20 protein-coding genes and 1 riboswitch are annotated in these 23,288 nt (G+C 41.6%); of the genes, 8 read left to right on the forward strand and 12 right to left on the reverse strand.

The window, feature by feature from the left end; genetic code table 11:
- The first annotated feature begins 189 nt into the window (after positions 1–189).
- Positions 190–1,062 carry a hypothetical protein gene (locus ACSQ2E_RS14945; RefSeq protein WP_435991758.1) on the forward strand — a complete coding sequence of 291 codons (873 nt, stop codon included), beginning with the start codon at positions 190–192 and terminating at the stop codon, positions 1,060–1,062.
- A 62-nt stretch (positions 1,063–1,124) separates the two neighbouring features.
- Here the strand turns inward: ACSQ2E_RS14945 and nhaC are convergent, their stop codons facing one another.
- From nhaC to ACSQ2E_RS14965, 4 genes are all read right to left on the reverse strand, one after another.
- Complete coding sequence (nhaC, locus tag ACSQ2E_RS14950; RefSeq protein ID WP_435991760.1) at positions 1,125–2,534, reverse strand: Na+/H+ antiporter NhaC; 1,410 nt, start codon at positions 2,532–2,534, stop codon at positions 1,125–1,127.
- Positions 2,535–3,060: 526 nt separating this feature from the next.
- Positions 3,061–4,089: an EAL domain-containing protein gene (locus ACSQ2E_RS14955; protein WP_435991762.1), complete on the reverse strand. Its 1,029-nt coding sequence runs from the start codon at positions 4,087–4,089 to the stop codon at positions 3,061–3,063.
- Positions 4,090–4,471: 382 nt separating this feature from the next.
- The gene (locus tag ACSQ2E_RS14960; RefSeq protein ID WP_435991764.1) at positions 4,472–6,040 is read right to left on the reverse strand and encodes a peptide chain release factor 3; all 1,569 of its coding nucleotides are present in this window, start codon (positions 6,038–6,040) and stop codon (positions 4,472–4,474) included.
- 129 nt (positions 6,041–6,169) lie between these two features.
- Positions 6,170–6,403: a YueH family protein gene (locus ACSQ2E_RS14965; protein ID WP_435991766.1), complete on the reverse strand. Its 234-nt coding sequence runs from the start codon at positions 6,401–6,403 to the stop codon at positions 6,170–6,172.
- Between the two features lie 171 nt (positions 6,404–6,574).
- Here ACSQ2E_RS14965 and ACSQ2E_RS14970 point away from each other — a divergent pair, with 171 nt between their 5' ends.
- Positions 6,575–7,792: a NupC/NupG family nucleoside CNT transporter gene (locus ACSQ2E_RS14970; protein ID WP_435991768.1), complete on the forward strand. Its 1,218-nt coding sequence runs from the start codon at positions 6,575–6,577 to the stop codon at positions 7,790–7,792.
- A gap of 28 nt (positions 7,793–7,820) precedes the next feature.
- Here the strand turns inward: ACSQ2E_RS14970 and ACSQ2E_RS14975 are convergent, their stop codons facing one another.
- The 5 genes from ACSQ2E_RS14975 to ACSQ2E_RS14995 form a co-directional block, all read right to left on the reverse strand.
- Positions 7,821–8,903 carry a GGDEF domain-containing protein gene (locus tag ACSQ2E_RS14975; RefSeq protein ID WP_435991770.1) on the reverse strand — a complete coding sequence of 361 codons (1,083 nt, stop codon included), beginning with the start codon at positions 8,901–8,903 and terminating at the stop codon, positions 7,821–7,823.
- A 124-nt stretch (positions 8,904–9,027) separates the two neighbouring features.
- Complete coding sequence (locus ACSQ2E_RS14980) at positions 9,028–10,503, reverse strand: UDP-N-acetylmuramoyl-L-alanyl-D-glutamate--2,6-diaminopimelate ligase (protein WP_435991772.1); 1,476 nt, start codon at positions 10,501–10,503, stop codon at positions 9,028–9,030.
- A 187-nt stretch (positions 10,504–10,690) separates the two neighbouring features.
- Complete coding sequence (locus ACSQ2E_RS14985; RefSeq protein ID WP_435991774.1) at positions 10,691–11,746, reverse strand: M42 family metallopeptidase; 1,056 nt, start codon at positions 11,744–11,746, stop codon at positions 10,691–10,693.
- Between the two features lie 139 nt (positions 11,747–11,885).
- Complete coding sequence (locus tag ACSQ2E_RS14990) at positions 11,886–12,698, reverse strand: YihY/virulence factor BrkB family protein (RefSeq protein WP_435991776.1); 813 nt, start codon at positions 12,696–12,698, stop codon at positions 11,886–11,888.
- A 110-nt stretch (positions 12,699–12,808) separates the two neighbouring features.
- A complete protein-coding gene (locus tag ACSQ2E_RS14995; RefSeq protein ID WP_435991778.1) occupies positions 12,809–13,384 on the reverse strand; it encodes a GNAT family N-acetyltransferase in 576 nt (191 codons plus the stop codon).
- 206 nt (positions 13,385–13,590) lie between these two features.
- Between ACSQ2E_RS14995 and kynA the strand changes: the two genes are divergently transcribed.
- From kynA to ACSQ2E_RS15010, 3 genes are all read left to right on the forward strand, one after another.
- A complete protein-coding gene (gene kynA, locus ACSQ2E_RS15000) occupies positions 13,591–14,430 on the forward strand; it encodes a tryptophan 2,3-dioxygenase (RefSeq protein ID WP_435991780.1) in 840 nt (279 codons plus the stop codon).
- A gap of 247 nt (positions 14,431–14,677) precedes the next feature.
- On the forward strand, positions 14,678–14,878 hold the full coding sequence (locus ACSQ2E_RS15005) for a cold-shock protein (protein ID WP_034763568.1): 201 nt from the start codon (positions 14,678–14,680) through the stop codon (positions 14,876–14,878).
- A 104-nt stretch (positions 14,879–14,982) separates the two neighbouring features.
- Positions 14,983–15,426 (forward strand): SACOL1771 family peroxiredoxin, encoded by a 444-nt coding sequence (locus tag ACSQ2E_RS15010; RefSeq protein WP_435991783.1) that lies wholly within the window; start codon positions 14,983–14,985, stop codon positions 15,424–15,426.
- Between the two features lie 39 nt (positions 15,427–15,465).
- On the opposite strand, the gene ACSQ2E_RS15015 is transcribed toward ACSQ2E_RS15010, so the two are convergent.
- The gene (locus ACSQ2E_RS15015) at positions 15,466–15,795 is read right to left on the reverse strand and encodes a DUF3243 domain-containing protein (RefSeq protein ID WP_435991785.1); all 330 of its coding nucleotides are present in this window, start codon (positions 15,793–15,795) and stop codon (positions 15,466–15,468) included.
- 183 nt (positions 15,796–15,978) lie between these two features.
- Between ACSQ2E_RS15015 and ACSQ2E_RS15020 the strand changes: the two genes are divergently transcribed.
- Together ACSQ2E_RS15020 and ACSQ2E_RS15025 are read left to right on the forward strand one after the other, a co-directional pair.
- Positions 15,979–16,716, forward strand: a complete 738-nt coding sequence (locus ACSQ2E_RS15020; RefSeq protein WP_435991787.1) for an SDR family oxidoreductase — start codon at positions 15,979–15,981, stop codon at positions 16,714–16,716.
- 21 nt (positions 16,717–16,737) lie between these two features.
- Entirely contained in the window at positions 16,738–18,204 is a 1,467-nt protein-coding gene (locus ACSQ2E_RS15025; protein WP_435991789.1) for an aldehyde dehydrogenase family protein, read from the forward strand.
- Between the two features lie 42 nt (positions 18,205–18,246).
- Here ACSQ2E_RS15025 and ACSQ2E_RS15030 read toward each other — a convergent pair whose 3' ends face one another.
- Both ACSQ2E_RS15030 and ACSQ2E_RS15035 read right to left on the reverse strand, forming a co-directional pair.
- Positions 18,247–19,284, reverse strand: coding sequence for a ribonucleotide-diphosphate reductase subunit beta (locus tag ACSQ2E_RS15030; RefSeq protein WP_435991791.1), 1,038 nt, complete (start codon positions 19,282–19,284; stop codon positions 18,247–18,249).
- 19 nt (positions 19,285–19,303) lie between these two features.
- Complete coding sequence (locus ACSQ2E_RS15035) at positions 19,304–21,541, reverse strand: ribonucleoside-diphosphate reductase subunit alpha (RefSeq protein WP_435991793.1); 2,238 nt, start codon at positions 21,539–21,541, stop codon at positions 19,304–19,306.
- A gap of 144 nt (positions 21,542–21,685) precedes the next feature.
- Positions 21,686–21,865, reverse strand: a riboswitch (cobalamin riboswitch).
- Between the two features lie 571 nt (positions 21,866–22,436).
- Between ACSQ2E_RS15035 and ACSQ2E_RS15040 the strand changes: the two genes are divergently transcribed.
- Positions 22,437–23,207: a SurA N-terminal domain-containing protein gene (locus ACSQ2E_RS15040; protein ID WP_435991795.1), complete on the forward strand. Its 771-nt coding sequence runs from the start codon at positions 22,437–22,439 to the stop codon at positions 23,205–23,207.
- The last annotated feature ends 81 nt before the right edge of the window (positions 23,208–23,288 follow it).

Consider the following 23,288-nt stretch of genomic DNA (forward strand, 5'->3'; position numbering starts at 1 on the left):
CTCCCCTTTCTTTATGTATAGCGTTCATTACGTTTTGGAAGGAGTTACTGTTAACTATAGTCTCTTCAGGAAGATCCTTCAATATTAAAACGTCTGTGTATGATAAATATCGATTATTTTTCTATAAAATAAATAATTCCACCTTATCGGTATACACTATTTTTATACTGTAACGTAAGGAGCATTAGAATGGCGAACTGGGTTCCCTTTGTATTCCTTAGCCTTTTCAGCATTTTCGCATTATCTTTGATTGTGATGAAGAATCGTCAAATTTCTGGCCGGATCATCCTATTTTGGCTTTTCATTTCCGGGTTGGCCTATGTATTTGAATATGTCATATTTGTATTATTTAACAGCTATACGTATCATCCCCATATTTTATCGAATAATTACAATGACAGCGTCCTGGGATCGATCAGTTCACAGGCATTGTCGGTTCCGGTTGCGATAACGTACATTGTATTGTACCGTTTGCCGGCATGGAGGATTGCGGTCATCATCGGTATCTTCTACCTTATAGAAACGTGGTTCACACACACGAATTTATACGAACATCATTGGTGGGAATCGTATTATACAACATTTTTCCTTATCATTTCTGTTATATTAGCCAAGACGTGGTGGAGATTTCTGGAGGAATCTAACAATCATTATGTTCATTTCATCACTTTGTTCTTTGCACTTTCCACCATCTCTCTATCATTTGCCTGGATTCTCTCTTCCCTTCTCAAGTTATATATCATTCCCCTGAATCATTTTTCGAATCCGGTCAAGGATTTGATCGCAGGGAATGCCATGTACATTTGGTTCACGACGTACTTTTATAGTTTAGTTATTTTTTTCAGGAACGGCGATTGGAAATATACATTATGGAGCATCCTTTTTCTCTTGACTGTTGAGGTATTTATGACACAAGAAGGTGTATTATTACTTAACAATCCAGCGATGATCGGCGTACTCCCCCTATTTCATTTATTCATGATTTCTGCAGGAAGCCATTATTACCAGCGTTATTTTGACACATATAGTGAAATGCAACAAAAAGGACTGTCCTCTAAATGAATCATCCTCACACTAAGAGAGTGAATCATACAGATGGACAGTCCTTTTTCATTAGGTGATTGTTATGAATTCGAAATAACAGGGTTGTTCTCCGTTTGCTCTTTCTCGATGGTCCACCCTGTGAAACCATACAGGATGGTGATGACCGGGGAGATCAGACAGAAGACCGCAAATGGTAGATATTCCATGGTTGAAACCCCTAGTACATCTGTGAGGAATATACCGCACACACTCCATGGAACTAGAGGATTCACCACTGTTCCTGCATCTTCCAATGTCCGGGATAAGGTTTTAGGGTGAAGACCCAATTTCTTGTATTGAGATTGAAATGCTTCCCCGGTCAATAGAATGGATAAGTACTGCTCTCCTACCACCAGATTGATCCCAATCGCTGATAATGCAGTGGAAAGAATCGTCCGTCTTTCAGATTGAATGACAGCAGACACTTTTTGGAGCAGCGCCGGAATGATACCCAGTTTAAATAGTAATCCACCGAGACTCAGTGAGAGAATGACAAGGGAAATCGTAAACATCATGCTGTTCACTCCCCCTCTTGTCAACAGTGAGTCAACGGATTCTACACCAGTCTTCGATGTAAAACCTTCGAATAGCACCTGGAATAATTCATTTACCTTTAACGTCCCGTGGATAAAAGATAAGAACACAGAAACGGCTATGGTGATGGCCAGTGTGAATAGTGCAGGCGTCTTATATACAATCAGCACTACCAGCATTACTAAAGGAACTAAACTGTACCAGTGGATAAGGCCGGTCTGCATTAAACCTTCCTGTAACGCATCAAGCTTGGCCAAGTCGACCTTACTGGTCCCGGGCGATAGGACACCAAATACAATCAATGTAATGATAAAGGCTGGTACGGTCGTCCATGCCATATTTCGAATATGAGTAAACAGATCCACTTTGACAATGGATGACGCAAGATTGGTTGTATCCGATAAAGGAGACATCTTATCTCCAAAAAAAGCACCTGAAACGATAGCTCCAGCCGTGATTGCCATGGATAACCCCATAGCCTCACCGATTCCGATCAATGCCACACCGATGGTTGCTGCCGTTGTCAGTGAGCTTCCGATTGCTACTCCACTTAAGGATGTAAGTAAAAAGGCAATCGCATAAAAATAATGTGGAGTGACAAACTCAAACCCGTAAAACATCAACGTGGGAATGGTCCCACTGATCAACCAGCTGCTCACAAGCAGTCCAATAAAGAAAAATAATAGAATGGCACCTAATCCACCCTCTGCACCGGCAATCATCCCTTTTTCAATTTCTTTGAACTTCACTTTGCGTATCAGTCCATAAACCATCAAAAAGAAGAGGGAAAGAATGATCGGAATATGAGGGACCGCTCCCACACCTATAATGCTGACACTGATGATTCCCAGCACAGCGAGTAATACTGCGGATGCTTCTGGAACGGACGGTTTATGAACGCTCTGAATGTTTAACATGTTAACACTTCCTTCTGTAAGATTTATTATGTGACCGAAAAGGGATTGTATGACAAAAAGAACTCTCCATCCCTGATAGGGACGAAGAGTTCTCCGCGTTACCACCCTAATTGAAATAAACTCATGATGAGCATAAGATCGACTGATCCCTGGCAATCCTTTGGTTTATTTCCACTTCATAAAGGTTGTCTCTTGATAAACCCCCTAAGCCACTTAGAGAATTCATAAACAAAGTAATTCAGAAAGAAGCGGACCTGGACTTTCAGCTGACATCCAGTCTCTGTTTGCTGTCGCACTATTTCCTACTGCGTTGTTCAAGACAAAGATATGTGATTGATTTAGTTTAAGGATTCCATTACTCTTTTACCCTTAAACGCTTTTAAGCTTTTATGCACTAAAGTATTTTATAGTAATATAATATCATGCCCTTTGAAATTGTCAAGGAACTATTTTATTCTCCTTCTCCCTTTTAAAGATCCCCTTACATTAAGAATCCCTCCCGTAAATGTTGGGAGGGGCTTGGCGATTAAACGAATTGAGTTCCTGCAAATGGTTCCATCGCTTCTTCTTGTGGTTTTCCTATGAAATAGCCTTGTGCATAGTGGATTCCGATTTCTTTACAGAAAAGCAATTCTTCTTTTCTCTCAATCCCTTCTGCCAGGACCAAAATGTCCAATTCTCCGGCAATCTTCATTACTTTCCGTAAAAATGCCTGATTATCCACATCACGATCACAGTGATTGATGAAGGATCGATCGATCTTTACATAGTCTGGCTGAAGCAGGCTTAACATTTCAACTGTTGCAAAACCTGAACCTACGTCATCAAGGGCGACTTTCATTCCTTCTCTTTTATACACGTCAAGAACAGACCGCAAATGATCGACATCTTCAATCTTCTCTGTTTCTACCACTTCGAAGACGAGATCTTTAGGATTTACATTGCATTCATTCACAATCTTGAATGTATGGCGCAAACAAAATTCAGGGTTATAAATCGTTGAAGGAAGAAAATTGATAAAACTCTTCGTACCAGGTTCCACTTGGCCCTGCCTGGACTCGATTGCTGATTTCCTCGCCTTCTGATCCAACATGGAATGAAAACCAGTTCGCGAGGCGGCTTCGAACAACTCCCCTGGATTGATGAGTTTACTGCCACTCTCTGAGCGTAAGAGCGATTCATAGCCAAAAAGACTGAAATCGCTAAGATCGATGATAGGTTGAAGATGGCTCTTAAATTCCCCTCCCTGAATCAGCTTTACCATTTCTCTATATTTAATTAAATCCATGAATTCTTCTGCAAGACGGAAGGGACCGGGCTTCTCTGAACAATTAAAACTGCATGTCCATCCTTCCTTCACTAATGTGGTTTCTATTTCTGATAATTTTTCATACAGCTCATCCAGATTGTCATATGAAAAAACATACAAGCCTTCTTCTGTCCTATCAACTGATCCTGTCAGAGGTAAGTCCAATCTTTTTTCGTTATGTAAAAATAAAAATCCTGCCTCATGATATTCCATCTCTATTCCACAGTTCGCACATGCGTATTGCATACTATCTCTTCCTTCCCCTGTAACGGCAATAAATACCCATACCTACATACTATGACTAAATACCCTATAAACACCAGTAATATCCCTTTATTTTAGGATAAATTACTCAATGATTGTGAATGTTTCATGAAGCAGCTGTTTCATTTTTTTCTAAAAAGGCTATTTCGCAAAAATTGTCGTCATTTTATGTTCACAAGGATTTGAAGATGCTCTGTCAACTTAGTGTATGGCCCGAGGAGGCTCAACTCACGCCCCGCGGAAAGCGAGCACCTGGAGTGGAAATCAACCGGCATTCGTTATAATGTTTTACCAAAACAGCCAAAAAATAACCTTATTAAATTGAAAAAGCACTCCTCCAGTTCAGGAGAAGTGCTAAGTGTGCTTACATTAAACTATATAAACGAATATCCGGATTTTTATCATTGAACCATCTCATGGCAAAATCGTTTTCGAAAAGGAAGACGAGATTATCATGTCGATCCTTGACCAGCATGCTCCTGGAGCTTGACATGGTCTCCTTGACATCCTCTTCGTTTTCAATCCACCGGGCAATTTTAGATCCGATCGGTTCCATTTTCACATCAACGTTGTACTCATTCTTCATTCTATGCTCAAATACTTCAAATTGAAGTTGACCAACCGCTCCAAGAATGATATCTTCCGTGCGTGTTTTATAATACTGAATGGCTCCTTCTTGAACAAGCTGAAGGATTCCTTTTTGGAAGTGCTTCTGCTTCATCACGTTCTTGGCTGTGACACGGACAAAAAGTTCAGGCGTAAATTGAGGCAGCTTTTCATACTGAAAACCCTGTTTTCCCTGAACAAGTGTATCACCGATTTGATACGTACCCGTGTCATAAACCCCGATGATATCCCCACTGACCGCTTCATTCACCGTACTCCGATCATCTGCAAGAAATTGAGTGGATTGCGCCAGTTTAATGGACTTTCCTGTTCGGGAAAGATTGACCGTCATTCCTCTCTCGAATTGACCTGAGCAAATGCGGACAAAAGCAATCCGGTCCCGGTGGGCAGGGTTCATATTGGCTTGAATCTTGAATACAAACCCGGAGAAATCCTCTGCTGTCGGCTCAATCTCTCCAGCATCGGAATTTCTTGGCTGCGGAGATGGCGCAAACTGTAAGTATGTTTCTAGAAATGTTTGAACCCCGAAGTTCGTTAATGCACTTCCGAAAAAGACTGGAGATAATTCTCCATTCGCTATGCGTTCACGGGAAAACTGGTTTCCAGCTTCATTCAGCAACAAAACATCTTCAAGAGTCTGATTATAGAGGTTGCTTTCTTTAAGAGGGTGTTCGCCCTCAATTTCACCATCGTCATTTAATGGAATAAAGCGATCATCTTCTTCTACTCGAAATTGCTCGATGCGATTATGGAAGCGATCATAGATTCCTAAGAATTCTTTCCCCATTCCTACCGGCCAGTTCATGGGATAAGATTGAATTCCCAATACTTCTTCAAGCTCTTCCAATAACTCAAGTGGTTCACGCCCTTGGCGATCAAGCTTATTGATGAAGGTGAAGATCGGAATACCTCTCATTCGACAAACTTTGAATAGTTTCAAGGTTTGTGCTTCAATCCCTTTCGCTGAATCGATGATCATCACAGCACTGTCAACTGCCATCAATGTTCGATAGGTGTCTTCAGAAAAGTCCTGGTGACCTGGTGTATCCAGGATATTCACCCGATAATCGTCATAATCGAAGGCCATGACAGAAGAAGTGACAGAAATCCCCCTCTGCTTCTCGATTTCCATCCAGTCAGATGTTGCAAACTTACCTGATTTCTTTCCTTTAACTGTTCCAGCGGCGCGAATCGCACCTCCGAATAATAGTAGCTGTTCTGTTAAGGTTGTTTTCCCAGCATCCGGGTGGGAAATGATGGCGAAAGTCCGTCTTGATTGAACTTCCTGTATAAAGTCTATTTTCATTCATAAAATCCTTTCTCGTCATTCTCACTTTCTCATCATATTCGTTCTAAAGTAACAATGCAACAAAGAATGGAACAAGAAGCCCCCGTTTACCTCTTTCAAGAATAATAAGCGCCGGGTGGATCGTTTTTACATCTCAGTGGTCCATTGGACAATTCGTGAACTTAACGTCTCGGCTGTTTCCTGTGGGATCCTTTCCAGTAATGAATGGAGCAATTTTGATTGGATTTCTTCATCCTGATAAAAGAAGGAATACGACCATTCGATCGCAGGTACAGCTATCAGAAAGAACTCATCCTTCTTGTTTTCATATATATATACTTTTTGTTCCAAGCCTTCCAAAAAATTTTTTCTGATCTTCAATATTGTATCCTCTTTCATGAAAACGCTGTATTTGCGCATACTATTGACGATGTTGTCCGTACAACTTTCGACAAATCTTGCAATTATAGGTTGTCAGACGTCTGAAAGAATTGTAAAATAAAAATCCGAAAGCATCAAGTTCCAATCATACTTATCGAAGAGGTGAAAGAAGTGCAATATTTATGGGGTATCATGGGTATCATTGTCGTTATGGGAATTGCTTTTGCATTTTCTAAGAACAAAAAGCGGGTTAATGTCAGAACAGTCCTTGGAGGACTTGCCATACAGTTATTTTTCGCTTTTATCGTGTTAAAGACTTCTTGGGGACAGGGTGCCCTTAAGGGATTGACCGAAGTGGTGAATGCCATCATCAATTATTCTAACGAGGGGATCACTTTCCTATTTGGAGGACTTTACACTGAGGAATCAAACATAGCGTTCATTTTTGCATTCAATGTACTTCCTGTCGTTATTTTCTTCTCAGCTTTAATTTCAGTTCTTTATTATCTTAAAATCATGCAATTTTTCATCAAGATTTTAGGCGGCGGTTTGTCTAAACTGTTGGGAACAAGGAAAGCGGAATCATTGTCTGCTGCAGCAAATATTTTTGTCGGACAAACAGAAGCACCTTTAGTGGTAAGACCTTTCTTAGCGAAAATGACTGAATCGGAACTTTTCGCCGTCATGACGGGAGGGTTGGCATCAGTAGCCGGATCTGTCCTTGTTGGTTATTCTCTTTTAGGAGTCCCACTGGAATACTTACTTGCTGCAAGCTTCATGGCTGCACCTGCGGGACTTGTCATGGCCAAGTTATTTGTGCCTGAAACAGACGAATCTCCCGAACCTGAAGTGTTTGAAATGGAAGCGGATTCGGAATCGGCCAACGTGATCGATGCTGCTGCCAATGGTGCAAGCGTAGGTCTGCAACTGGCTTTAAACATTGGAGCTATGCTACTTGCATTCATCGCTCTTGTCGCCATGATCAATGGCTTACTTGGATTTGTGGGCGGATGGTTTGGATTTGACAGCCTTTCTCTTCAGCTTATTCTTGGTTATGTATTTGCACCTCTTGCCTTTGCAATCGGAGTACCATGGCATGAAGCGGTTACAGCAGGGAACTTCATTGGGCAGAAGCTTGTCATTAATGAATTTGTTGCGTATTCAGCTTTCGCTCCGGAAATCGGAAACCTGTCCGATAAAACAGTAGCAATCATTTCATTCGCATTATGTGGATTTGCGAACCTTTCTTCCCTGGGAATATTACTGGGAGGACTCGGGAATCTCGCACCGAATCGCAGAGGAGATATTGCCCGTTTAGGATTAAGAGCAGTCGCTGCAGGTGCACTTGCTTCACTATTGAGTGCTGCCATTGCCGGGATGTTCATTTAATTCATCGTTTCATCAAAGAAGCCACCCACTAGCGGATGGCTTCTTTTTCTTTATAAGTTATAGGATGACCCGGCATGAACAGTGCATCATTTGCCAGGCAGGTTCTTTTTTTACCCGCTTTCTTGGCCTGATACAATCGTTCGTCGGCAAGTGCGATCAGTCTTTCAGGTTCCAGGGTTTCAGTCGATTGAGACTGACCGAAGCTCATGGAAATGGCGATTGGCTCCAATTCTTTTAACTGTCCATACAATTCCTGAAGAAACCGTTGGATGATATGTTCATCCATAAAGGGTAAGATAAAGACAAATTCTTCTCCACCATATCTGAAGGCCTGCCCCTTGTATGCTCCGGCATGAATAAGAAAGACTTCACCTGTCTTCCGAATGACCTCATCCCCTGCCAAATGGCCGAACTCATCATTCACCTTTTTGAAATCATCTATATCTCCCAGCAATAGGATGAAGGATTCCTTCACTTCCAATTTGCTTCTGAATCTTTCCTGAAACGAACGATGATTAAACAAACCTGATAAATAGTCCTTATGGGCAAGGTGATGGTAGGCTTCTTTTTGGACATAATGAGCCCGCTCTCTTAACATGATTAACGCCCCGAACAACCCGATGATCCATAGAAAAAACAAGTTGGACGTCAAAGTGAAATAATGCTGAAATTGAAGGATATCGACTGTCATAAAGCCCATCACAACATAGCTTACACTGAATACAGACAGGGAGACGAGTGCACCCTTCGTCCTCCAGTAGATCGTCGCGTGCATCACGAATAAAATGGATATCGGATATAGCGGACTATGTATTCCTTGTGATAAAACCATCAGCCAAATCAGTGCCAGAAAATCAAAGACGATACCCGTCTTCAGTATGAATTGAAGACTGTGCTTGTCCTCCCTTGCCCGTATCAATGCAATTTGAGTCACCAGCATATAAATGACTCCTGATACCAATAAATAAGGATAGACCGTTTTGTTCGTTGTAATATTTTCTGAAAATGGAGGCATGTAAAAGATAAGCGTGGCGATCAGGACAAACAGCCATCTCAAAGTGGAAAACAATTTTTCTGTTTCATAATCATTCAAATATAACGAAAACTTCATAGGATTCATTCTCTCATCTTTTAATGTGTACTATAAATTTACCAAAGATTGTGAATTCCGTCTATCATCAAAAAAAAATAAAACAGACCAACACTTGTCGTATTGGTCTGTTCCACTATAGAGATTATTCGGTTATCCCGTACTTCAGATTGCTTTCTTCCGCAGCAATCTGTTTATCACTGTGGGGATATTTTGTATTCTCTATGATTTGATAGTCCTCATGCCCTTTTCCTGCGAAGATGATGATATCTCCCGGTTCACTTACTTCGATAGCATGTTTAACAGCTTCTGCACGATCCCCGATGAGGGCATATCGTTCATGCTGCATTCCTTTTTCCAGGTCACTCAAGATACTATCGTATTCTTCATACCTTGGGTCATCCGTCGTCAGGATGACATAGTCTGCGAGTGAGGCTTTTTCTGCCATTGTCGGACGTTTTGTCTTATCACGGTTTCCACCAGTACCGACCAGGAAGATGATTTTATTCTCCTTAAACGGAAGGACAGACTGAATGGCATTTTCAATGGCATCAGGTGTATGGGCGTAATCGATGTACACAGATAGCGGTGCCTTCATGTCAACCTTCTCCATTCGTCCATTCACTGGAGGCAGGTCACGGATGATTTCCACGAGTCTTGTGATTTCCATCCCCCTTGCATACAGGCATGCCATGGCAGTCAGTACATTATAGACATTGAATTTCCCTAAGAGCTTCATTTCCACCTCAAAGCTTCCTTCCGGTGAATTCAACGTGAATTTCGTCATATCATTGAAATATTCAATATTCACCGCCTTGAAGTCTGCATGGGCGTCAAGTCCGTAACTTATGACTTCATGTGGAGTCATGTAGCTGTAACGGTGATACCATTCATCATCGGCATTCAAGATGACATACTTTGGATTTTGAAGGTCCTGCCCCAACTGGGAGAATAAAAGACCTTTTGCATATCCGTAATGCTCCATCGTTCCATGATAATCCAAGTGATCATGACTTAAGTTTGTGAATGCAACAACATCAAAGTCGATTCCCCATAATCTGCCGAGCGCCAGTCCGTGAGAGGATACTTCCAGGGTGAAGTTTTCAATCCTCCGATCCAGTGCACTTTGCATCATCTGTTGATTCGTTAAATTATCACATGTCGTATTTTCACTCGGCAGCAATTCACCATTCAGATTAAACCCGATCGTTCCGGATAAAGCAGAACTCTGACCGTCTCGTTTAAGAATGGAATGAATCAGATTACTGACCGTGGTCTTTCCATTTGTGCCCGTCACACCGAAAACAGTTAGTTTCTGAGAAGGATAATTGTAATATTCATTCGATAATTGAGCCAGGGCTTTGAATGTATCTTTTACTACAACTAATGCCGCCTTACTTAAATCAATATCAAGCTGCTTTTCAGCTACGATTAAGGTCGCACCTTTTTCAACGGCCATTGCGGCGAAATCATGCCCATCCACTGTGTAACCTCTCGTACATACAAACATAGTGCCTTCTGTCACTTTTCTTGAATCGACGTGAATATCAGTTATTTCGGAAGGCAGTTCACCGTATACCGTTTTTAATTTAATGCTCTCTAACAGATTATATGTAATCATTCTTTTACCTCATTTTAAGTTATTAGTGTTTTTATTTTATCTTATCATCTTAGCTTTGATAAGAGAAATACCTCCTAAAATCAAAACTAATTTTTTCTCACACAAATGTCACCATACCCCGTTTACATTTGCGCAAAACAAAAAAAGTCTTCCATCACCCGGTAAAAGATGATGGAAGACTGCTTGTTCATTCAATGACCATCTTGGATTGAACATAATGCCAAAGCAAATTTTCCGTGTGAAGAATGGAAGATTCATGGGTACGTTCGTAGGCATGGGACGCATCGATCCCTGCACCTATCAATCCATGGACAATATCAAACCCTGCCCGTATGGCAGCGGAGGCATCCGATCCATAGTAGGGATAAATATCCACTTTATATTCAATACCATTCTCTTCAGCCAATGAGACTAAATGCTTGCGCAGTCCATAATGATAAGGTCCGCTTGAATCTTTCGCACAAATCGATACGGTAAACTCATCCGTGGATTGACCGTCACCGATCGCACCCATATCGACTGCCAAATATTCAATCGTTTCGTCAGGAATATTCGAATTTCCTCCATATCCGATTTCTTCATTATTTGAAATCAGAAAATGAGTCGTATAAGGAAGCGTGATTTCTTCCAATTGAATGTGGCGTATTAACTGCATGAGCATCCCTACACTCGCTTTATCATCCAGGTGACGGGATTTTATGAACCCGCTTTCTGTAATTTCAGCACGGGGATCAAATGATACGAAATCCCCAACTTCTATTCCCAGCTCTCTTACATCTGTGGCATTCCGGACTTTTTCGTCGATCCGAACTTCTATATTCGTTTCGTCCCGTTTCGCTTCACCTGCATTTTTGTATACATGGACAGAGGTTTGATGCATGAGGATGGTCCCGCTGTAGGTCTTACCTGAAGATGTTTCAATTCTGCAGTACTCCCCTTCCACCGCATTCCATCTAAATCCACCAATCATGGATAGTCGTAAGCGTCCGTCACTCTTAATATCCTTGACCATGGCCCCTAATGCATCGACATGTGCCGTCAGCATACGATGTCTCGATGTATCCTCACCAGGCAGGGTGAGGATGAGTGCACCTTTTCGATTCCTTTTCATTTCCACCTGTAAATCCGTGAAATATTCCTCCACAAAATTCATGATCGTATCCGTGTTTCCTGAAGGACTTGGAATTTCTACAAGTTCCTTTATTAATTGAATGGTCTTCTTCGTATCTGGGTATGTATTCATTTGACTCCCTCCCTTCCCATATTATACCGTCAACTGCAACACGACTACAAATGCTGTTTACCGAATATTCCATCGAATGACCGAGGGAAGAGAGTCATTTAGAAACAAGAAATCGCTCGGCACTATAGCCGAGCGATTCCTATTTCAATGTTTTCTCCGCTACACTACCGTTCAACAAGCCCCCGATCAAGAGGATTGTTGAAGATATATAAAACCATACCACCAGCGTGATGACGCTCCCGAGCTGACCATAAAATTGGGAGTAATCATTCAATTTCACATAAGTCCCGTAAAGCCACGATACCCCCTGCCACCCGAATGTCGCAACAAGGGCGCCAGGAATGACATGGAGAAGCGATATCCTTTTACTTGGAACGATCATATAGAGAAAGACAAAGAGAATGAACATAAAGACAGAGCTCAATCCCCACTTGCTGATCACCCAGGCCTGACTCCACTCGCCGTTAATTTTGCCTTCTGTAAATCGTGCATGACGGACATACTCCTCGACAACCGGTACAATGAGGGAAAACGAAATGAGGATCATGAAGCCGACGGTCAATAAGAGATCATATAACAATGCGATTAAAAAGGGTTTCTTCCTTTCAATCCTATATGCCTGATTCAACGAACGTACCATCGATTGGACCGCCATCGAAGAAAGCCAGAAGGTAAAGAAAATGGAAACCGACAATACGTCCCCTCTCTGGTCATAAAGAATGCGTTCAATATTATCCTGGATGATGGCGTAAGATTTATCAGGTGCAAAAGGTTTGATCAAGAGCAGCACATTGGTCTCAGATATGGGCAGATAACTGATTAATGAAAACACGAAAATCAAAAATGGAAAAATAGATAATAATAAGTAGTAGGCCAACTGTGCTGAATGATCGAAAAAGCGTTCCTTGAAAAATCGAACGATCACCGTCTTAATATGATGTATGATAAGCATGGTTTAACTCCTAAGCAGGAAAAGATACTCATATTTTCCCCTTTAAGATACGATTCAATCCTATATGAACCGCTTAACTTACTTCAAGAGTGTTCCAAAAAGACAAAATTTCATTTAAGTTCATGGTCCATGCACCCACCTGCCTCTTTATGCCACTCATCTTCTAGTACTCCGTAAAGAAGGGAGTCTCTCCACCCATCTTTCAGCTTCATATGATGACGGATCCTGCCCTCGAGCGTCATCCCGATCTTGACTAACACCCGTTGGGAAGAAGCGTTTCTAGGATCACAGGTTGCTGAAATCCTGTGTAGTTTTAAATTTCCGAACCCCTTATCTACCAGCGCTCGCCCTACAAGGGTCCCTATTCCTTGCCCCCAATAGTCAGGATGCAGTATATAACCGATTTCCCCCGAAAGATGAGTAAAGCTTTTAATGATGATTTCACCAGCACCGATCACTTTATCCACTCTTTCATCGACCAGTGCATGCACATATCTGGTTTTTGGAAAAACTTTTGCTGCGTGGAGGGCGTCTTCCATATAGGCTATTGTGTCATGTTCATTATTGGGGCCCCAATTCTGATATTTGGAAACTGCTGGTAAGGATGCGTACTCATGTACATCCTTCCAATCTTCTTTCTTTAAACTTCTACAATACAAATGGGAAGATAGATAAAACCTTTCCATATCCTTCACCTCAACTCAAATTCTAAAGTGTTTTAATATTACCATAATTCCCTGGCTACAGAATCCTTTTTTCAACTTTGGTACTCTGTTAAAAATCTTTCGAAAAAAATGAAGGAAGGAATTCCCCGTTTCTTTCCAGAAATATATATCAAGGAGAATGAATTGATTGCATCTCTGAATTCACGCACAAGAAAGGGAGAAACTTTATGGTTAACAAGAACGATTCCATGGGGAATGAAGAAGTATATACGGACTTTATCAACAAGATGACGTATGGTGAATATCTGGGGCTTGATACGTTACTAAGCAGTCAAAAGCGTTTATCCGGTCACCACGATGAAATGCTGTTCATCATCATCCATCAAGTCAGTGAGCTATGGATGAAATTGATCCTGCATGAAACCCGGGCAAGCATTGCGTCCATTCAAAAAGGCGAACTGTCACCTGCATTTAAAATGCTTGCCAGGGTTTCTAAGATACAATCCCAGATCATTCATGCATGGGACGTGTTATCGACCCTCACTCCATCAGAGTATGTCCAATTCAGGGACAGCCTTGGTCAAGCCTCCGGGTTCCAATCGTACCAATACAGAATGATTGAATTTTCCCTTGGGTATAAAACAAGGCATGTTCTTGAAATCTACAAAAAAGATCCCGAGTTATTAGCCCAGCTTACCGCTGCCTATGAGGCCCCTTCCCTTTATGATGTTTCCATCCTTGCTTTGGCGGGTGCAGGGTTGCCTATTCATGAAGATGTGAAGAATCGTGATTATACAAAGCCTTACAGTGAAGACCAGTCGGTACTCGAAGCCTGGACGACCGTCTATAAAAATCCTGATCAATATTGGGACCTTTATGAGTTAGCAGAAAAATTAATTGACATTGAGGATTGGCTCCAGCAATGGCGGTTCCGCCATATGAAAACAGTAGAAAGAATTATCGGCCACAAAATGGGTACCGGTGGCTCCAGCGGTGTAGGGTATTTAAAAAAAGTGCTTGACCACCGCTTTTTCCCTGAGCTTTGGAACGTGCGCACGACCCTTTGATTCAGCTTTTACACATACTCTTTTAAACGTTTATAGAATAAATGTACTATTCACACATTCTTTCAGCCTATTCTTATATACAGGTCATCCTCAGGGTTGCCATAGATAAAATTATCTGATAATATGTAATAGAATTATTTTTGTTCGGAATGGAAGGATGGACAAAGTTTTTAAAGCTTTTCGCCTTGAAGTTACATGAGCAAGAATAGTAATACATTGTGTGGAGAGCACACGAGGAGGTAACATTATGTTAGAAGGTACAGTTAAATGGTTTAACGCAGAAAAAGGTTTCGGATTCATCGAGCGCGAAGGTGGAGACGACGTGTTCGTACACTTCTCAGCTATTCAAGGCGAAGGATTCAAAACTTTAGAAGAAGGTCAAAAAGTTTCTTTTGAAATCGTTCAAGGAAACCGTGGCGACCAAGCAGCTAACGTTACTAAAGCATAATTTATGCATACCGGAAGACTCTACTCTGTAGAGTCTTTTTTTTTGCCATCCATTCACAAAGTGTATACAATATTCTTAACTTGTTTTCTGGGAGGATACTATGTATGGCAAAACACTCGTTTCATATTTCGACTGAATGGCCGGGTCTCAGGAATGATACAGGTACTTTGAGCTCGGAAAATTTTCATACGAAAATTTCAATCCCACCTGAAATGGATGGGCCCGGGATCGGGACAAACCCTGATGAAATGCTCCTTGGAGCTGCAGCTACATGCTATATCATCACTCTTGCTGCTATGCTGGAAAGAAGCCATATAGAGAAAAAAGATTTATCGATGACTTCTGAAGGAATTGTAGAAGTAGATAAAGGAGTCATCACGTACAAAGAAATCATTCATCGGCCAATCCTGTCACTGGGATCTGTTGCTAGTGAGAAAGAGATTGCACTTTCAAAGAAATTAATGCTGAAAGCTGAACAGTCATGCATGATCACCCGTGCCCTTAAGGGGAATGTAACGGTGAGGGTAGATCCAGAAATACATATGTAGAAAAAAAGGGCTTCCGATTGGATGCCCTTCTTTGTTTGCTCACGATTCTGCGTGAACAAGCTTCACGAGCATGTGAGAAAACATATGCTGTTCGTCTTTATTTCCAGCTTTCCATAATTCATATAACAACTTCTCTTCCCTGTTTTTCGGTTCTTCATGAGCTGCAAGATAGTCCCCTACCTTCTGTGCTGCCTTTGCCTGCTGCTCTTCATTCATCCCTAACTTATCTGCTAAGGAAACCTTGTTACCTAAGTATTCTTTGAAATGATCAAAGTTTGAAAGAATGTCCTCTTTTTTGTCCTGAGACATACGATCCAATGTACTGTCTACCTTCGACTCCATCTTTTCCTCTGTAGAATGATTTGCCATATAGCCAACCTCTCCTCTCACTAATCTACTATGTATATTCCCAGCAAAGGTATTACTAAACATTTATTTTCTTTTATTTGGAAAAACGCACTCGACTCTCTATGTATTGTTTATTCACTTCACTTAACGTGTAAACAATAGAGAGGAAATAAGGTTAATGAATTTTAAGGAGGATGAATGAGTATGAGTTCTAAGAAGGTTGCGATTATTACGGGAGCGAGCAGTGGGATCGGTCAGGCTACGGCAAAGGAATTAGCGTCAAAGGATATGACTGTCATGCTTGCAGCGAGACGGGAAGAACGCTTAAAGGAATTAAAAAATGAAATAGAGGAAATGGGCGGAACGGCATTTTACCACGTTACCGACGTGACGAACGTCGAAGAAATGGAACAACTTGCGAAGAAAACGGTAGAAGAAGCCGGCCGGATTGATGTATTGATCAATAATGCAGGTCTCATGCCCCTTTCACTTATAAATAAACGCAAAATCAAAGAATGGGATCAGATGGTTGACGTCAACATTAAAGGGGTACTCTATGGGATATCCGCTGTTCTTCCTTATATGGAAGATCAGAAGTCAGGACATATCATTAACATTTCATCCGTGGCCGGACATAAAGTGATGCCGGGCAGTTCAGTCTACAGTGGAACCAAATACGCCGTCAGGGCAATCACAGAAGGCTTGAGACAGGAAATGAATGCATCGCATAACATTCGTACGACCATCATCTGTCCTGGTGCAGTGGCAACAGAACTGACTGATACCATTACAGACGAAGATATCCTGGCCGCATTCAAGGAACGTGATATGAAACCCCTTGACAGTGAAAATATTGCTAAAGCGATTTCTTATGCAGTTATGCAGCCTGATCATGTAGATGTAAATGAAATTATTGTAAGGCCAACCCAGCAGGATATGTAAACAACAAGGAGGAAAAGGTTTATGAATACACAATTTGACAAACTCTTCATCAATGGTGAATGGCTTGATGGAAGCAGTGAAAATACAATACCGAATCATAATCCTTTTGACCATACTGAAATCGGATCCATTAAAGCTGCCAGTAAAGAAGATCTTGATAGAGCATATCAATCTGCACAGGAAGCACAAAAGTCCTGGGCAAATGAGCTGCCTCAAACAAAGAGGAGCATTATGGAAAAAGCGGTCTCTGTTGTTGAAGAAAATAAGGATCTAATCATAGAATGGCTCATCAAGGAGTCCGGAAGTACGTACATGAAAGCTGCAGGAGAAGTGACTGTCTCCATTAATAGCATGAAAGAAGCTGCTACGTATCCGTATAGAATGGAAGGGAAAATCCTGCCTTCCCAGGTTCCCGGCAAGGAAAACAGGGTATACAGAGCACCCCTTGGAGTCGTAGGCGTCATAAGCCCATGGAATTTCCCCTTCCATTTAGCTGTCCGCTCCATCGCCACTGCCCTGGCTACCGGAAACGGGGTTGTGGTCAAGCCTGCTACACATACCCCTGTCACTGGCGGGTTATTATTTGCAAGTATATTTGAAGCAGCCGGACTTCCGAAAGGGCTCCTTAATGTAGTGGTAGGGAAAGGTTCGGAAATCGGGGATGACATCGTGACTCATCCCATCCCCCGCTTGATTTCCTTTACAGGATCTACTGAAGTGGGACGCCGTATCGGGGAACTTGCAGGGAAAAACCTCAAGAAAACGGCTTTGGAGCTCGGTGGCAATAATGTCTTTATCGTACTTGATGATGCAGACCTCGATCAGGCTGTTGAATCTGCCCTTTTCGGTAAATTTTATCACCAGGGTCAAATATGCATGAGCATCAACCGGATCATGGTTCAACGAGGGATATATGATAAGTTCGTGGATGCCTTCGTTTCCAGGGTGAAAGAATTACAGGTTGGAGATCCCTCGGACAAAAAGACACATATCGGTCCATTGATCGATCAAAATCAAGTAGACCGGATATTGAAAGACATTGAAAGCAGCAAGGAACTGGGCGCTGAAGTGGTCCTTGGAGGAAATGCAGAAAAGAACTTATTATATCCAACGGTTTTGACCCATGTGACAAATTCAATGCCGATTGCAAAGAATGAAATTTTTGGACCTGTGGCAGCCATCATTCCTTTCGAATCCGAAGAAGAAGTTGTAGGGCTAGCTAATGAACACCCATACGGCTTAAGCGGCGCAGTCCATTCTACATCCATCGAAAGAGCGACGAATGTGGCTCATCAAGTGGAAACCGGGATGATTCATATCAATGACGAACCAGTTAATGACGAACCCCATATGCCATTTGGTGGAGAAAAAGATTCAGGGTTGGGACGGTTTAATGGAGAATGGGCCCTAGAAGAATTCACGACTGTGAAATGGGTGGCCGTTCAACATAAGAGAAGGGATTATGGTCCTTTCATTGAAAAAAGATAACAAAAAGCGAGTCATGCCGACTCGCTTTTTTTTATGTCCCCATTACAGCTCATCAAATCCATTTGCATCCGATGTTTTAGTATACTGCCTTGATCTTTGTTCAAAGAAATCGGTCTTTCCCCTATCGACTTCCTGATACGCTATGATCCATTTAAGCGGATTCGTTTTGTAGCCGTCGAATGGTTCGTCAAAACCTAATTGCTTCGCTCTTTTATTGGCCATGAATTTTATATAGTCCTCCAAATCACTCATTAAAAGCCCTTCCATATTGGATCCAATGATTTCCCTCCCCCATTCTATTTCGAGGTAGGCTGCCTGTTGGAATGATTCCATCCCGAAAGTACGCAGCTCTTCCGTCTGATAAGAGGGATTTTCATTCAACACTTCTTTAAATATTTTTTCGAACAAGCCGACATGGAGCTGTTCGTCACGATTGATATAATTGATCATCGTGCTGGTTGCGACCATCTTTTGGTTTCTTGCTAAATGATAGAAAAAAGCAAAACCTGAATAGAAGAACAATCCTTCCAGGACGACATCATAAATGATTGACTTTAATAGATTCTGAACAGTCGGTGATTCCACAAACCCTTTATAGCCATTTGTGATAAATTCATTCCTCTTCAACAGAATGGGATCGTTTTTCCAAAAGTCAAACACTTCATTTTGCTCACTTTTTGACACGATGCTGGATAACACATAGCTGTAGGAATGGTTATGCACGACTTCTTGCTGAGCCAGGATGATCATGAGCGCGTTTAAACTCGAATCCGTCAGATAATCTGCCACTTTTCCCGCATAATCGGTTTGAACGCTATCAAGCAGAGCCAGGAGCCCAATGATTTTTAAAAAGGATTCCTGCTCGTTCTTTGATAAAGTCGGGAACTGCTTGATATCTTTAGCCATATTGATTTCAAAAGGGGTCCAGAAATTCCCGAGCATTCTTTTATATTTTGGGTAGGCCCAGGGAAAGCGGACGTCATCCCAGTTTAATATATTGGAGCTTTCCCCGTTTACGATACCCGTTGATTTATTTGGGGCCTGTGAATCAATCAAGACCCGTTGTGTCAATTCTTCCATCTTACCTCTTCCTCCCCTGCTAGCTATGACAACTTTCACATTCTTCAAAATTGGATACGGACGTAGACCTTACATAGTAAGTGGTTTTCAATCCCGACTTCCATGCATCCAGATGAAGATCTAATAATTCTTTAGCCTTGATGTCATTACGTACATACAGATTAAATGAAATCCCTTGATCGATATGCCTCTGTCTCTTTTCGTTCTGTTCCACACTCCAATGTTGATCCACATGATAAGCGGTCTTGTAATACCAGGTCGTTTCCGGGGACAGATCGGGAGCAGTCACAGGAATCTTGTAATCTTTCTTTTCTTCAGAATACTCTAGCCTGAATATCGGATCGATGCTGGCAGAGGAACCTGCAATCATCGAGGTTGAGGAATTGGGTGCAACCGCCATTAAATATCCATTGCGTATCCCTTTGGCTATAATCCCATCCCTCAATTCAATCCATTTCTCACTTGAATATTTCCGTTTAATAAAATATTCTCCCGTGGACCAGTCCGAGTCGTCGAAATAAGGATAGCTCCCCTTTTCTTTTGCCAGGTCATGACTTGCTTTTATCGTGTAATAAGCTATCTTTTCATAAAGGGAATCACAATACTCAACCGCTTGCCTGCTTTCCCACTTCAATCCCTTCAAGGCAAGGAGATGATGCCATCCGAATGTTCCCAATCCGATTCCCCTGTACTGTTGATTGGTGATTCGGGCCTGCAGGACGGGAAGATCGTTTAAGTCAATCACATTATCCAGTAATCTTACGCCTATTGCCACCACTCTCTCAAGCTCATCATCCATTATGGTCTTGGCTAAAGAAATGGATGCAAGATTGCAAACGACATAATCTCCCGGAGACTTATACGTGACGATTTTTCCATCTTGTATCACTTCTTCCTCCATCACAGTCGCACTCATATTCTGAGCGATTTCCGTACATAAGTTACTGCAATAGATCATCCCTTTATGGGGATTGGCATTCATACGGTTAACGGTATCACGGTAAAACATATACGGAGTCCCCGTTTCGAGCTGAGAAATCATGATCCGCTTGAAGATTTCAATGGCAGGCATCTCTTCCCGTGAAAGGGTTGGGTTGGCGACACATTCCCAATACTTCTCCCGAAAAGAACCAGCCCCTGCTGTTTCGTCGTAGTAGTCTTCCAGGGAAAAGCCCATGACTACCTTCACTTCATGAGGGTCGAATAAATACCAATCCTCTCTCTTCTCCACCTGTTCCATAAACACATCCGGTAAGGAAACTCCCGTGAAAAGATCATGGGTCCTTTGCCTTTCGTCTCCATTGTTCAACCGGGTATCCAGAAAAGGAAAAATGTCTTTATGCCATACATCCAAATAAACGGCGATCGCACCTTGACGCTGACCCAGTTGATCGACGGATACCGCCGTATTATTCAGTTGTTTCATCCAGGGTATAACCCCCGAGCTCACTCCTTTAAAGCCTTTTATATCACTTCCTCTGCTACGCACCTTCCCCAAATAAATTCCAAGGCCCCCTCCATTCTTGCTAAGAGTGGAAACGTCAGTATTACTGTCATAAATGCTTCTTAAGTCATCTTCCACTGTATCAATGAAACAGCTGGATAGCTGGCCATGACTTTTTCCTGCATTCGCAAACGTAGGGGTTGCCACGGTCATATACAGATTTGATAGTGCCCAATACGCTTCTTCAATCAACGAGATTCTTTTTTCTTTTTCCTCATTCATGTATAAGGTCATACTAATGACCATAAATCGCTCTTGGGGCAGCTCCAGCACTCTTCCATTATGGGACTTTGTCAAATACCTCTCGGAAAGTGTAACGATCCCTATGTAAGTAAAGAGATAATCCCTGTTGAAGTCCAGTATGGAACCTAAGTAATCCACTTCTTCCTTACTATATGAATCCAGTAGTGCCGGGGAATATAACTGGTCCGCAGTTAAATCTTTCATCACTTGATAAAATGAGCCGGGTAGATTATCTTCTGATTTCCCCCTCGATAAGGAAACTTTTTGATATAAACCCTTGATGTACAAGGATGCAGCCACATAGGTCCAATCCGGTTCAAGTGCCGTGATACGTTCGATCGCTGTCAGGATCATGAAATGATGGAGCTGTTCTTTGGTCCGTTCCTCCTGCTGATTTGTATACTTCGTCATTTTCTCATGGAATTCTGTGAAATCCAGGTTGGGAAACTGTTTGCTAAGGCTATGAAGGATCCCTTCCACTTCTTTTTGCTTTACCATTGTGAATGTCATGATACATTCCTCCCGTTTCTTAGAGTGGGAAGGAGTCAAAAAAAGCCCATCCTTCAAGAAGGAGGGGCTTTAAAAAATACGGAGATATAAATAGACTTCAGCCTATTGCAATCCTCGCTTTATCCTCCCAATTCCCGAAGAAGATAACACGTGTTAAATAAGGCAGGTCTCCTGACTCGCGCTTCACCCTACTCTAAGGCCTTCCCATCGATACGACAGTGGCAGTTCCTTATTTCGTCAGCACATACAGTTGCGGGGACAGCTCCGGATTCTCACCAGATTCCCTTTTAAGTCTCATCAGACACCTTATTTACAGGTTATAATCAATATATAGTTATTAAAAAATAAATAGACACCAAATGTTGTGTCCTTAACTATCATATATGATTCAAAATGGATTTTCAAGTAAATCTATTAATTTTTATTTTCTCAAAATGCCCCCTGGAATATGCTTATAATTATTATTTTCCCTGAAAAGGAAAGAAGATGATGGAATAGTGCCTCCAAACGGACAGTGGTCCGTCCACATTTACTTATATGTGGGTTGAGGTAAGTGGATTCCTTCTCTATAATTCAAATAGAAGGTTGTTTGACAGTATTCTTTGGTCCCCAATATTCTTGATAGGTTGTTTAAATGGAGAAACACTCGATTTAAACAACCTCTTTTTTTGAACGTATGAATGTAATATTCCTCCTGCTTTATCATTTTAAGAGGAATTATACTCCCTATATATTTCAGTGTACTGAAGGAGGAACTGCGTTTCATCCGTATTTCATCCAGATTACAATCAATACTTTTTGACCTAAATACTTTCTTTTTACGCATTTTTCATTTACAATGCCCATTAAGTGATTTTTTTTATAAATCACACCTTAGTTCTGAGAGGAGTCTATTATGAAGAAACTATTAACGACTTTACTAGTGGGATTATTAACAATTGGACTAGCCGCTTGCGGTTCGAATGAGGAGAGCCAAAAAGCTGACGATAAACCAAAAACAGAAGCTTCTGACAAAAAGGCTCAAGAAGATCAAGCGAAAAAGATGGAAGAAATGCAAAAGAAAATGGATAAACAAAAGGTGGAAAAAGATAAGATCGTCGCCATTGTCAACGACGAAAAAATCAAAGGTGAAGATTTCAACAATGTGTTGGCTCAATCTCAGATGCAGTATCAACAAATGGGACAGGACCCGACAAATAAGGATGCTGCCAAAAAAATCAAAGATCAAACCATCGATAGCATAGTCGGTCAAACCCTTCTTATGCAACAGGCCGAGGAAAAAGGCTATAAAGCGACGGATGATGAAATCAATAAGCAGCTCGAAGAAGTGAAAAAGCAATACAAAGATGAAAAGCAATTCGAAGAAGCCATGAAGAAAGCCGGATTTACCATGGATGAGCTGAAAACTCAAATTGCTGAGAATATCAAGTACACAAACTACGTTGAAAAAGAAATCAAAGTCGACGAAGTGACAGAAGATGAAATGAAGAAGTTTTATGATCAATATGCCAGTCAACAAGGACAGGATCAAGCAAAGGATGCACCGAAGTTCGAAGATGTAAAACCACAGATCAAGACACAGTTGGAGCAGCAGAAGAAACAAGAAAAGCTTGTTCAACATGTTGAAGATTTAAAGAAAAATGCTAAAATTGATGTGAAAATCTAACACATGTCTGAAAGCCGCCTTCTTATGGCGGCTTTTTCTTTTTTTCTATCTTCCACAGGAGGTTTTTCTCCCTGTCCCGGG

It is taken from the genome of Rossellomorea sp. LjRoot5, from assembly GCF_964253455.1.
Classification (GTDB): Bacteria; Bacillota; Bacilli; order Bacillales; family Bacillaceae_B; genus Rossellomorea.

Coding starts and splice junctions, on each gene's coding strand:
- ACSQ2E_RS14945 (WP_435991758.1), top strand. CDS start 190: ATGGCGAACTGGGTTCCCTTTGTATTCCTTAGCCTTTTCAGCATTTTC.
- nhaC (WP_435991760.1), bottom strand. CDS start 2,534: ATGTTAAACATTCAGAGCGTTCATAAACCGTCCGTTCCAGAAGCATCC.
- ACSQ2E_RS14955 (WP_435991762.1), bottom strand. CDS start 4,089: ATGCAATACGCATGTGCGAACTGTGGAATAGAGATGGAATATCATGAG.
- ACSQ2E_RS14960 (WP_435991764.1), bottom strand. CDS start 6,040: ATGAAAATAGACTTTATACAGGAAGTTCAATCAAGACGGACTTTCGCC.
- ACSQ2E_RS14975 (WP_435991770.1), bottom strand. CDS start 8,903: ATGAAGTTTTCGTTATATTTGAATGATTATGAAACAGAAAAATTGTTT.
- ACSQ2E_RS14980 (WP_435991772.1), bottom strand. CDS start 10,503: ATGATTACATATAATCTGTTAGAGAGCATTAAATTAAAAACGGTATAC.
- ACSQ2E_RS14985 (WP_435991774.1), bottom strand. CDS start 11,746: ATGAATACATACCCAGATACGAAGAAGACCATTCAATTAATAAAGGAA.
- ACSQ2E_RS14990 (WP_435991776.1), bottom strand. CDS start 12,698: ATGCTTATCATACATCATATTAAGACGGTGATCGTTCGATTTTTCAAG.
- ACSQ2E_RS14995 (WP_435991778.1), bottom strand. CDS start 13,384: ATGGAAAGGTTTTATCTATCTTCCCATTTGTATTGTAGAAGTTTAAAG.
- kynA (WP_435991780.1), top strand. CDS start 13,591: ATGGTTAACAAGAACGATTCCATGGGGAATGAAGAAGTATATACGGAC.
- ACSQ2E_RS15005 (WP_034763568.1), top strand. CDS start 14,678: ATGTTAGAAGGTACAGTTAAATGGTTTAACGCAGAAAAAGGTTTCGGA.
- ACSQ2E_RS15010 (WP_435991783.1), top strand. CDS start 14,983: ATGGCAAAACACTCGTTTCATATTTCGACTGAATGGCCGGGTCTCAGG.
- ACSQ2E_RS15015 (WP_435991785.1), bottom strand. CDS start 15,795: ATGGCAAATCATTCTACAGAGGAAAAGATGGAGTCGAAGGTAGACAGT.
- ACSQ2E_RS15020 (WP_435991787.1), top strand. CDS start 15,979: ATGAGTTCTAAGAAGGTTGCGATTATTACGGGAGCGAGCAGTGGGATC.
- ACSQ2E_RS15025 (WP_435991789.1), top strand. CDS start 16,738: ATGAATACACAATTTGACAAACTCTTCATCAATGGTGAATGGCTTGAT.
- ACSQ2E_RS15030 (WP_435991791.1), bottom strand. CDS start 19,284: ATGGAAGAATTGACACAACGGGTCTTGATTGATTCACAGGCCCCAAAT.
- ACSQ2E_RS15035 (WP_435991793.1), bottom strand. CDS start 21,541: ATGACATTCACAATGGTAAAGCAAAAAGAAGTGGAAGGGATCCTTCAT.
- ACSQ2E_RS15040 (WP_435991795.1), top strand. CDS start 22,437: ATGAAGAAACTATTAACGACTTTACTAGTGGGATTATTAACAATTGGA.